Below are 11,135 nucleotides of genomic sequence, written 5' to 3' on the forward strand. Positions count from 1 at the left end.
GTGCAAACCCGCGTCCCGCGCGAACCCGCTCCCATATCCGCTTCGCACGCCCGCCGCTTGCCTGCGTTCGGCGGAATCGGTTTTGCAGCGAAAGCTTCTCGCTTGGTCAAATGCTGTTTGCTAGAGGGCCTTGCGCTTGAGGAGCGCCAAATCGGAATCAAGCGACATCAAGTTGACCGGGTGCGATTTAGGCAGCTTTCTCGCAAGGCGCGCAAACCGGAATTCAGCTTGCGAAAACCCCACTCTGATATTCGACCAAGACGGCACGCGTTCTGGGCCAAACCTTCTCTCGGGTGCGGTCAAACGTATGCCAATGGGGTCCAACGGCGAAGAGACGTGCTGCCAAAAAGAACAGGACCCTGGCAAGGGTCCTGTTTAAAGGCGGGGCTTCTTGGAGCGCGGATTGTCGCGGATCCGCTCAGGCTGGAATTTATGAAAACAGCCCATACAAGGAGGTGCCAACGGCAACGAATGGGTGTTTCCAACGTTCCCGCCTTACATATACTATAGTTCCTTGGCTACTGATTATCAATATATAAGAAATTGATACTTACTATATTGATAATTGATAGTATAGTTGCTTCAAGTTGATAGCAACCGGATGGAGGCGGCATGGGACGATGTGCGACCGAGGATATCGTAGAGCTTATGAACAACGAATGCTTCTATCGACTGCGCAGCGTTATCGACAGAGGGTTGCTGCTGTTCGAAGATCTCGATCAATACGAGCTCCCGGAGGGGTACACGAAAGACGAGATTTGGTTGATCTTGACTGCCATTCGCAAGCAGGTTGCCATATTCGTTCCCGACGATCCGTATCGCGAGGCCGATTGCTGGTTCATAACCACAAGCGCCATGGCCTTCGACTCGAAGATGTTGGAGATGCGGTGCATGGCGGGCTTTCCGCTGGACAAGGCGCTTGCGTCCTTGAAAGGATCTCCGTTTGTCACGCGCTACATCGAGCGCACGCTTGCTCGGGTTCTGGAAACGGAGGGCGCGCAGGTATCCGACGATCGGATACACGAGATATTCCTAGGCGGTCCGCTGCGCAGTGATCTTGACCGTGTGATCAGCAACTACTTTGAAGTGAGCAGCGACGCCGACCTGCTTGCCGAGCGCGATATCACGTACGGACTGGTCGAAACGCTGTACTATCGATTAACCGAAGGGGTCGACGTTCGCAACGTGCCGCGCAGGGGCGAAGTGTGCCCGCTCGACGAACGCATTGCGCCGCCCACCTCGGCAGCCGCGATCGACGCCGTATGCCGCCGCGCCCGGCTTGACGACGACGAGTTCCGGTTCGGTCCCGTGCTGCGCATAATCAACGTGTCCTGGTTCTTTTGGAACTTCGACGTGTTTCCCTGCCTGAACTCGCTGGTGGGCGTTTTGCTCAGGAACATCATGGCCATCAAGTGGGGCTATCCGGTGCTGAGCTGGCTTCCCGTGGGATACTACCCCTTCGGGGAGTTGAACACGCCGCGCATGAAAGCGCTGTTTACCAACTGGTCGGTCGATTACGGGTTCGGTTTCGATTTCACGTCCTATTTCTCCACGTACGTCAAGCTGTACTTAGCGGAGCTTGACAAACTGGAAGCGTCGGTCGAGCAGTTCCAGCGGCTTAGCGACCTGATCGGCCGCATGTTCGGCGCCGATTTGAATTACCGTCAGCGCTCCATTCTTGCGACCTTGTGCAAAGAACCCGACGCCCTGTTGCGCATCGGGCCTCATCAGCGTACGTTTCGTGTGGCGTATGCAACGGCTCGGGGCGATTTTCTGGAGCTTGAGCAGAAGCGGTACCTTGTACGGGAGCAGCGGGGACGAGCGTTCGTGTTCCAAGCATGCCCGGAGCTGCGTGAAAAGATCGTCAGCCTTGGCGAGGCGGCTTTCGAAGAGCCGGGGCAGCGCGAGTGATTGAGGGACGCGACTTGAGCCGAGCGCGTGCGAAGCTTTCGCTGAACAGCGCGCCTCCCAAGATGAGCGCACCGCCGACAACCTGGATGGGCGCGAGCGATTCGTGCAGCAAGGCGGCGGCTAGAATCACGGCAGAAAGCGGCTCGAGGTAGCCCAGCACCGCTACGGTTTGCGCGGAAACGCCGCCGAAAGAAGAAAAGTACAGGTAGCACCCGAGCCCTGTGTTGATCAAGCCCAACGTAAGAATCCAACCCCATTCATCGGGTGCTATGCGAAATCCCAGATCGCCTTTCCAAGCCATGAACAAAAGCACAAGAAAGAAGCTGGTCACCAGTTGAAGGGCGGAGCTTGCGACGCCGTCCACGCGGTCGGCTTTCTTGCTGAAGATCACCATGGCGGCGTGCATGATAGCCGACATCCATCCGCAGAACATGCCCCAAGCGGAACCGCCGCCGTCAAGCGTTTGCGCGTTCACCAAGACGGCTCCAACAAGCACGGTGCAGAATCCTACCACGTTGGAAAACGTAAGCCGTTCCTTGAAGAGAAACGGGGAAAGTATCATTACCATAATGGGAGCGCAGTAATAGGCGAGCGACGAGATTCCAACGCCTACCAGGCGATACGCCTCGTACAGAAAAATCCAGCTTGCACCCATGGCTGCGCCTGACGCTGCCAGGTACACAAGGTCGGCTCCTTTGGGCAAGCAGGCGGGCAAGCGTCGGGCGGCAATCAGGACGCACACCATCAAAGCGCTCCCTATAAGGGTGCGCAGCAAAACGATGGCATCGCTTGGCAGCGTGATGTGGGCGGCAATGATGCCGTTCGAGCCGAATAGGATCAGCGAGGCGATGAGTTTCACGTACGAAGATTTCATACGCGTTAGTGTGACACGACTTCATCGGATGCGAAAGCGCGCATCGCTCGCAAGCGCGTTTCGGATTGCCGCCGGAACGGTCGGACTTGTTTCAGGGCTGGTTTGGTTGCGGAAGCGAAAGCGGCGCTGTTGGAGGAAGGCTGCTTTTCGAGCGTGCGTGCAGTGCAGCCGGTTTGCACGTGAAGCTCCGCGCATCGATGACCTGCCGTTTGCGTGCGAAGACGCCTCGCGCGCATGACGTTGTGCTACTCTTGTCCGAAAACAATGCGAGACAAGGGAAGTGATGACGTCATGGTGAACGAGAGGATGTACGGGCTGGGGAACGAGCCGTCGGCGATTCGCGAGCTGTTCGCGTACGGGCTGGTGCGCAAGGCTGAAATCGGCGCCGACAACGTGTTCGACTTCAGCATTGGAAACCCGAGCGTCCCCGCGCCCGACGCGGTGAAGCAGGCTGCGCTCGAACTGCTCGATCAGCCAGCCGTGTCGCTTCATGGCTACTCGCCTGCCGCCGGCGTGCCCGAGGTGCGCGCCACCATCGCCGAGAGCATCCGCCGCCGCTTCGACGTGCCCGCTTCGGCTGAGCACATTTACATGACCGTGGGCGCGGCGGCCTCCATCGCCATATCCCTGTCGGCCGTCACGCAGCCGGGTGACGAGGTTATCGTGATCAGCCCCTTCTTCCCGGAATACAAGGTGTGGATCGAAACGGCTGGCTGCGCGTGCGTAGAGGTTCCCGCGCACGTGCCCGATTTTCAGCTTGACATCGATGCCTTGGCGGCGGCCATCGGCCCCAAGACCAGCGCCGTTATCATCAACACGCCGAACAACCCCGTGGGCGCCGTGTACTCGCGCGCGAACCTGGAGGCGCTTGCGAAGCTCCTGACCGAGAAAGAGGCTGAACTGGGTCGCGAGCTGTTCCTGATCAGCGACGAGCCCTACCGCGAAATCGTCTACGAGGGCATCGAGGTCCCCTACGTGCCGTCTTTGTACGCGCGCACCATCGTGTGCTATTCGTACTCGAAGTCGCTTTCGCTTCCGGGCGAGCGCATCGGGTACGTGTTCGTGTCCGACGCCATGGACGACGCGGACCGCGTGTTCGCCGCCGTGGCCGGGGCGGGTCGCGCGCTCGGCTACATTTGCGCTCCGGTGCTGTTCCAGCGCGTGATTGCCGCATGCGTGGACCAGCCGAGCGACGTGGAGGCGTATGCCGAGAACCGCAAGCTTCTGACCGACGGCCTGAGCGCGCTGGGGTACGAATACGTGGAGCCGCAGGGCGCGTTCTACCTGTGGGTGCGCGCGCTGGAAGACGATGCGCAGGCGTTCAGCGATCGCGCCAAGGAGCACGAGCTGCTGATCGTGCCGTCCGACAGCTTCGGCGTGGGCGGCTGGGTGCGCATCAGCTATTGCATCGCGCGCGAAACCATCGTGAACAGCATGCCGGCGTTCAAGGCGCTCATGGAGTCGTATCACGGCTAGGACCTGTCGTGCAGCTTGGTGAAGCTTCGGCTTGCCGGGTTTTTCGATGCTGGCGAATGCCGTCGTGTTCCGTTGGCATCGAAGCGCAGCGGCGCTTGTTTCGTCTTCCGATCTTCAGGGGGCGCTCCGGGGCGAGGATTCGTCTCGGAGCGCCCCCTTTCTTACAGCAGTTCCAGCAGCTGGTCTACGGCTTCGGGCCTGGTTGCCCAGCTGGTTGCGAAGCGAACGACGGTGCGACCGTCGGGCGTGCGCTCCCAGAATCCGAACGAGACGTCGCGTGCCAGGCGATCGCGCGTGGCGTCGTCGAGGATTACGAACTGCTGGTTCGTGGGTGAATCGATGGCTAGCTGGTAGCCCTTGCTGCGGAATCCTTGGGCGATGCGCTGCGCCAGATCGACGGCGTGGCGCCCCATCGCTTCGTAGCGAAGCTCGTCCTTGTCCTCCTCGAAGAGCGTAGCGAACTGAATGCCCAGCACGCGCCCCTTCGCCAGCAGGGCCCCGCGCTTCTTGACCAGCGTGAAGAAGCGCTCGTCCAGCGGATGCCCGAACGCGGCCAGGTTCTCCTGGGATGCCGGGCGCGAGAACACGACGGCTTCTCCGAACAGCGCTCCCACCTTGGTCCCGCCGATGTAGAACGCGTCGCACAGGCGCGCGATATCGCGCAGGGTGACGTCCGATCCAACGGCGGCCAGCCCGTAGCCAAGGCGCGCGCCGTCCAAGAACAGGCGCATGCCGAAGTCGTGGCACACGGCGGCAAGGTCTTCCAGCTCGGGCAAGGCGTACACCGTGCCGTACTCGGTGGGGTGCGATACGTACACCACGCCCGGCGCTACCATGTGCTCGTGGTTGGCGTCGTTCCAGTACGTCTCGCACAGGTTGCGCACGTCGTTGGCATGCAGCTTGCCGTTATGGTGCGGCAGCGCGAGCACCTTGTGGCCGCAGGCTTCCACGGCGCCTGCTTCATGCGTGTGGATGTGTCCGGTGTCGGCCGAGATCACGCCTTCCCAGGGGCGCAGCAGCTGGTCGAGCGCCACTGCGTTCGTCTGCGTGCCCCCAACCAGGAAGTGCACCGATGCTTCGGGTGCGTTGCAAGCGGTTCGCACCAGGTCGCGCGCCGCTGCGCAGTAGTCGTCGGTGCCGTAGCCGGGCGTTTGGTCGAGGTTGGTGGCTGCAAGACGTTCGAGGATGGCCGGGTGAGCCCCCTCCATGTAATCGCTGTCGAAGTGAAGCATGGCGTGCGTTCGGGTCCTTTCTTGCTGGGAGAGCGCACGGCTTTGCCCGTTCCGCAGTTCAGCGGCGACTTGGCAGTACGCGTCTTTTCGGGACGATGATCCGATGCGGCTCGAGCGCGAACAGCTCGGTTGCCGTTAGGGTTTCCTCGCATGATAGCGCACCGTAGCGGCAAGTTTCGGCGCAGACCCCGCAATCGCGGCAAAGGGGAGCGTCGAATTCGAGCACCGTGCCGCCGCCCGCCGCCTTGCCGGCCTTGCGCAGCGCGCCGGTGGGGCAGAACTGGGCGCACAGCGTGCATCCCGAGCAGTGGTCGACGTCGATGCTCAAGCGCGGTGCAAGGCTGCGCGGCACAACGGGGTTGTTGGCGGGCAGCCCGAAGCCGTGCAGGTCGTCGAGCAACTGCCAACGTCGGCGATCGGGTTCGGGGTCCGTTGCGGCGCGGTGCGGGTTGACCAGCGATTTTACAGGGGTTGGCAGCGCTTCGGCTGCCGCATCTGCCAACGTCGAGCGCGCCTGCGAAAGCAGATCGCGCCGCGAAAGCTGCCCGGCGGGGCTCTGTGCGTCCGCCAGGCTTTCGGCTTCCTCGCATGCGCATGTTGTTAGATCGATGCCCCAGATATGGGCGATGCGCTGGGCGTCCAGGGCGGCCTGGGGAAGCCGCGTCACGGCCTGACGATGTTCGCAGGAGGCGCAAGGAGCGCTCAGGAGGAAAACGCGCTGTGCGCCAGCGCATGCAGCATGCAGGATGAGTGCAGCGTCCACCCAGGCCAAGCAAGGAAGAATCAGGGTGCGTTCGACGTCGAGCCCCAGGTTCTCTGCGCCGCGCACGCAGGCGAATCCCATCGTTGCGGGGTTTGGGGCGAACGGCGGATCGTCCGCTTCGCCGTATTCGCACGCTGCACGCTGCTCTGCTTGGGCTTGCTCTCGGGCGGCGGATCCCGCCGCTGCGCACGCTGCGAGCAGCGTGTCGTCATCGTGCGGGGAGATTGCGATCAGCGCATCAACGGGGCAGGCAGTCACGCACGCTCCGCAGTACGCACAGCTTTGCAGATCGATGCGCGGGCCGGAAGCGGCGTCTTTGCCGATGGATTCGTATTCCCTGGCGCCGCAGGTTCCCGCTTCTACGCGTGCTGCTCCCGTGGGGCAAGCGTCAGCGCAGGTCGTGCAACTGGCGTGCAGGTCGCGCTCGGAAAGGCAGCGTCCGCTCGTCAGCACCGCCAGTGGCGGCCGGTCGACAATCCGCTGCGCAACATCTATAACGTTCGGCATGGCGCGTCCCCCTTGCTTGCGCGGTTTCGCAACGCCGTTGCACGGGCGCTACGACGTGTAGTGCTGCATGTAGTCCAAAATCTCCTGACGAGAGTGCAGGCCCGTCTTCGCGTAGATGCGCTTGATATGCGCATGCGTTGTGCCGGGGCTGATGAAGAGCTCTTCGGCAACGCGCTTTTGCGTGAATCCTAGCGCGTACAGGGCCAGTACCTCCACCTCTCGTTCGGAGAGCATGAACTGTTTGCCTATCTCTTCGGCGTTGTGCTGCATGGACGCTTGGCGCATGTCGGCAAGCGTTTCGTGCTCGTCGAGGCCCATGATCTTCGACAGCACGCTTTGCTGCTTCTCTTTCCGCTTGTCTTCCTTCTCGTTTTCCAGTTGGGCAACGCTTAAGAACTGCGTGAGGACCACCTGGGTTGACAGCACGATAGCCGTTCCCATGACGGCGCACATGAGCATGTCGTTGGCGGACAGCTCGTAGAACTCGATCAGGGCCACGCGCGTGACGGCGCGGCACCCCCAGCACACCATCCAGCCTGCGATGGCGTAGTAGTACGGGTCGCGCCAGCCGCAGCTCATGAACGCGATGATGATGTACCAGCTGAATGCCACCATGAGCGCGTTGAGCGTGGTGGTGAAGATGGCGCCGATGTCCAGCGCATCCGGAAACGCCGCATAGCAGATCAGCGCCAGGCATGCCAGCAGTTCCATCAGCACGAAAATCCCCACGGTCATGATGCGCTGATGCCGCTTCGCAACCAGGAAAACGATAGTGCCGCTGATGCCTACGACTACCAGGAATTCGATGAACCGCGTAACGGGCGTAAACGATATGGGCTGGCCGTTGGGGTATCCGCGCAGCATGCCGTCGACTACGGCCAGGCACCCGACGCCGATAGCGGTAGCTATGAGGAATCGCTTGCTGGTCAGCATGCTCTTTGCAAATCCGAAGTAGTCGCTAGGAAGCGTAATGGAGCGGATGTCGTGAGCAAGCGCCTGCTTGCGTGCCCAGCGGATGCAGGGGTATTGCGCTAGAGCGAGGGCGCACGCCACCAGGTTTCCCAGGGCGATGGGCATGAGCGTGCACAGATAGATTTCAATTTCGCTGAGGATGAGCGCGGCGAACACGTACACGGCGGCCGTGATGGTTGCCGCCCCGCGCGCTCGCAGCAGCCAGTAGAAAATGGCCCCCGACGACGCAAGGGTGCACAAGGTGCTCATGGCGAAATGGGCTTCCCAGCTTTGCACGCCGAACATTTCGAACGCGCCCAGAGCTGCAAGGCCGACGGCTTCGAAGAAGATGCAGACGTGCACGAGCGCGTTGGTAAACGACTTCTTTACCCTTCGCTTCGTAATGGCGATGTACAAGAAGAACACGCCCAGGAAAGCGAGCGCCACCAGCATGGCTCCGTCGGTGAGCATGCCCGCATCGGTGCTGGTGTAGCTTCCGTAGCTTGCTACGATCAGGCCGGCGCGACCGAATGCCAAGCCCACGATCGAGGGCAGCAAAGGCGAGAATTTCCGAAATTCATTGCGAGCGCCGTCTTCCTGCTCGCCTTCGAGCGGTGCCGGGGCGAACAGCGACACCTCGTCATGCTGATCAGCTTCTCCTGCAGCATCGTGCAACCGATCGTCCAACCGTGCCCTCCCCCGAAGCGATCCGTTGATATTCCTGATAACAAGGCCTTTCTTGCAAATTATCCCCAAAGAGGGTACGGAAGCCTTGCGTCGAGGCTCATCATAGCACAGTGTTCTATTCAGGTTTGTAACGGGTGCTTGAGGCTAAGGAGGCGGGGTCGTGGGAGATACGAGAGACGTATACCTCGAGCCGAACGAGCGGGCGGTTATCCGCACCGCCGATGTGTACCAGACGATTATCGACGACGGGGTGTCGGGGTATTCCGATACCCTGCTTGCCGTGGTGGCGAACTTCAGCAACGGCGGCGCGCCCGAGGGTTTCAACGCGCAGAGCATGGTGGGGAAGTCCAAGCGCGGCGAGGTCGCGTTGAGGCTGTTCGCTGTGGTCGATCCGGCAACGGGAACGCTTGCGCGCGTAGGGTTCAAGACGCGCGGCTGCCTTGCCATGACGGCGTGCGCGAGCGTGGTCTGCTCTATGATCGAAGGGAAGACCTTTGACGAAGCGCTTGCCGTGTCTGCCGAGGACGTGAAGGAAGCGCTCGACGGCGTTCCGTGGGACAAGGCTCATACGCCGGTGTTCGCCGTGGAGGGCGTGCGCGCTTTGGTCGGCGACTGGCTCATCCGCCAAGGGGCGACGCTGGATCGGCTGAATCGCGAACTGCCGTGCGACGAATATTCGGTCACGTGCATGCTGTGCGAGCACTGCTCGCTGCGCGATTCGCGCATTGACTTGCAGGTGAGCGAGGCGTTGGCGAAAGCGGGCGTGAGGGCATGAGCGAGGTGCAGGATACGCTGTCGGCGGGCGCCGATCTTCAGGATGCGCCCTGCGATTGTGAAGCGGCTGAAGAAGTTATCGATCAAGAAGCGGTTGCGTTGGAGCTTGCCGAGCGCAATGCGCTTGCGGCCGTGTTCGACGACGTGCGAGAGCAGTCGTCCGACAGCCAGTTGGTCGAACCGACGCGCTGGGTTGACCTGGAGTTGGTTCCTGCCCATATGACGGCGGACGAATTCGAGATGTTCGTGTACGAGTACCTTGAAGACCAGCAAGCTGCTGCTCAGGAGCAGGCGAGCGAGGACGAACCTGCCGTTGTGTATCGAAGCGCCACGCGCGCAGTGGGGGTTCCTCCTGCGATTGTGGCGCCCGCGCCTGTCGAGGAGCCGGACGGCGCCGCTTCCGTGGATTGCGCCTGTTTGCCGGCGTTGGATGACGCCGTGCTCGAGGTTGTCGATGCCGGCAATCTCGAGGTTGTTGATGCTGCCGTCGATCTGGACGAAGTGGCTGCTTCGGAGCCTTCTGTGCAAGACGATCGCAGCCCCTTCGCCAATTTGAACATTCCCGCAGGTTATCGGCTGGTCGAGCTTGAAGGGGAGTGGGTTTTGGTTCCGACCGACGAAGACCCGGAGCCCGTCGAGCGCGTGGTCGATTGTACCGGGATCGTGGCTTTGGTGGGAGCGCGCAGCTACTATCTGTACGACAGCGGCCGCATGACCGACACGTTTGCGCACTGGGCGTTTTTGGCGGCCGAGGACAACAACGTGGTGACGTTCGTGGATTGCGTTCGCGAGGAATCCCGCGTCTACCCGCGTCCGCTGCCTGCATCGAGCTTGAAGAACCCGCCGTTTCGGTTGACTGACGAGGAGATTGACCGAGCATGGGACGAGGTGCGCGAATCGGGCCTCTATCCCGATGTTCAGCAGACGCGCGCATCGAACGGCGACGTGTACTACTTCTCGACCGAGTACCTTACGCCCACATACGCGGGCTCTCTTGCCGAGTGGGCTTCCGTCGAGCGCTACATGAACGTGTAGCTCGCTTTGCGGGCCGGCCCGGCGGCGATGCGCCGTTGCCGCCGCGCCTGCCGCCGACGTGAACCCGGCTGCGGGCGACTTGGGGCGGGCTGCGGAGCCTCGCGCAGCCGGGTTCACGTCGGCCCCTCCCTATAGCCTTGCGCAGGCTGGTTCACGTCGGCTCCTCCCCATGGCCTTGCGCACGAAAAACCGCCATCGCTGGCAGGTTTTGACGGTTTGGGGTCGTCGGAAGGCTTCTTGCTTTTGGCGGTAATAGAGCGATCTTGCGTTGCACCAGGTCAAAAATCAATAGAAAATTGCTAGGTGTTCGGATGCCTCTCATCGCACTTCGACAACGACCTCAAACCGTCAAAACCTGCCAGCGATGGCGGTTTTTCGTGCGCAACGGGGCGAAGGGGGGCGCGGGGCTTGCGGATGCGCGCCCCGTGCGGGATGCGTGCCCCATGCGGGATGCGCGCCCTGTGCGGGATGCGATCCCCCCGCAGCAGCGTGGGCGCAAATCGGGGCCTGTGGCAAAAACGGAGAACCTCGAGGGCGCCCGCACGAACGGCGCGCCGGTAAAAGGCGTGGTCACATTTGAAGTGCGGATGAAAAAGCGGCTTCATTCGGTTTTGCGGGCGTTCGGGATTGTCTCAGCCCCCCTCGCGCCCAACTTTTCCACCGCCCCTCATCTGCCATTCCCGCTACCCTGTTACACAGCGAGGCCCCGGAGCAATTCCGGGGCCTCGTGCTTGGAGGGAGGGGGAGAGGGGTACGGGCATCTGGCTTGCGCCAAGGTGCCCGTATGCGAAATGGCGTTACGGCAGCAAGTTCAAGCCGGCAAGTTCTTCCTTGACGTCGGCCATGCCGTAGTAGTCCAGGCAATCCTTCGTCGGGCAGCCCAGCTTTTCGTCCCAGCCGAACTTAGCGTACGTCATTTCGAGCG

8 protein-coding genes are annotated in these 11,135 nt (G+C 61.7%); 4 read left to right on the plus strand and 4 right to left on the minus strand.

Annotated features, from left to right (window positions below):
• Window positions 1-612 precede the first annotated feature (612 nt).
• Window positions 613-1,911 (plus strand): hypothetical protein, encoded by a 1,299-nt coding sequence (locus ACMNI9_RS07660; RefSeq protein WP_225749727.1) that lies wholly within the window; start codon window positions 613-615, stop codon window positions 1,909-1,911.
• Here ACMNI9_RS07660 and ACMNI9_RS07665 read toward each other — a convergent pair.
• Window positions 1,865-2,785 carry a DMT family transporter gene (locus ACMNI9_RS07665; protein WP_225749728.1) on the minus strand — a complete coding sequence of 307 codons (921 nt, stop codon included), beginning with the start codon at window positions 2,783-2,785 and terminating at the stop codon, window positions 1,865-1,867. The genes ACMNI9_RS07660 and ACMNI9_RS07665 overlap by 47 nt on opposite strands.
• 291 nt (window positions 2,786-3,076) lie before the next feature.
• Between ACMNI9_RS07665 and ACMNI9_RS07670 the strand changes: the two genes are divergently transcribed.
• Window positions 3,077-4,261 carry a pyridoxal phosphate-dependent aminotransferase gene (locus ACMNI9_RS07670; RefSeq protein ID WP_225749729.1) on the plus strand — a complete coding sequence of 395 codons (1,185 nt, stop codon included), beginning with the start codon at window positions 3,077-3,079 and terminating at the stop codon, window positions 4,259-4,261.
• 161 nt (window positions 4,262-4,422) lie between these two features.
• On the opposite strand, the gene ACMNI9_RS07675 is transcribed toward ACMNI9_RS07670, so the two are convergent.
• Genes ACMNI9_RS07675 through ACMNI9_RS07685 form a run of 3 tightly spaced genes read right to left on the minus strand, consistent with a single transcriptional unit; the run spans window position 4,423 to window position 8,401 of the window.
• Window positions 4,423-5,493 (minus strand): threonine aldolase family protein, encoded by a 1,071-nt coding sequence (locus tag ACMNI9_RS07675; RefSeq protein ID WP_418831460.1) that lies wholly within the window; start codon window positions 5,491-5,493, stop codon window positions 4,423-4,425.
• A 58-nt stretch (window positions 5,494-5,551) separates the two neighbouring features.
• Window positions 5,552-6,763, minus strand: a complete 1,212-nt coding sequence (locus ACMNI9_RS07680) for a 4Fe-4S binding protein (protein WP_225749731.1) — start codon at window positions 6,761-6,763, stop codon at window positions 5,552-5,554.
• A 48-nt stretch (window positions 6,764-6,811) separates the two neighbouring features.
• A complete protein-coding gene (locus ACMNI9_RS07685; protein WP_231088252.1) occupies window positions 6,812-8,401 on the minus strand; it encodes a response regulator transcription factor in 1,590 nt (529 codons plus the stop codon).
• 160 nt (window positions 8,402-8,561) lie between these two features.
• Here ACMNI9_RS07685 and ACMNI9_RS07690 point away from each other — a divergent pair, with 160 nt between their 5' ends.
• Complete coding sequence (locus ACMNI9_RS07690) at window positions 8,562-9,176, plus strand: iron-sulfur cluster assembly scaffold protein (RefSeq protein ID WP_225749733.1); 615 nt, start codon at window positions 8,562-8,564, stop codon at window positions 9,174-9,176.
• A complete protein-coding gene (locus ACMNI9_RS07695; RefSeq protein ID WP_418831462.1) occupies window positions 9,173-10,210 on the plus strand; it encodes a hypothetical protein in 1,038 nt (345 codons plus the stop codon). The genes ACMNI9_RS07690 and ACMNI9_RS07695 overlap by 4 nt, the downstream gene beginning before the upstream one ends.
• Window positions 10,211-11,135: the final 925 nt, after the last annotated feature.

This window comes from Paraeggerthella sp. (assembly GCF_048427265.1).
GTDB classification, from domain to species: Bacteria; Actinomycetota; Coriobacteriia; order Coriobacteriales; family Eggerthellaceae; genus Paraeggerthella; species Paraeggerthella hominis.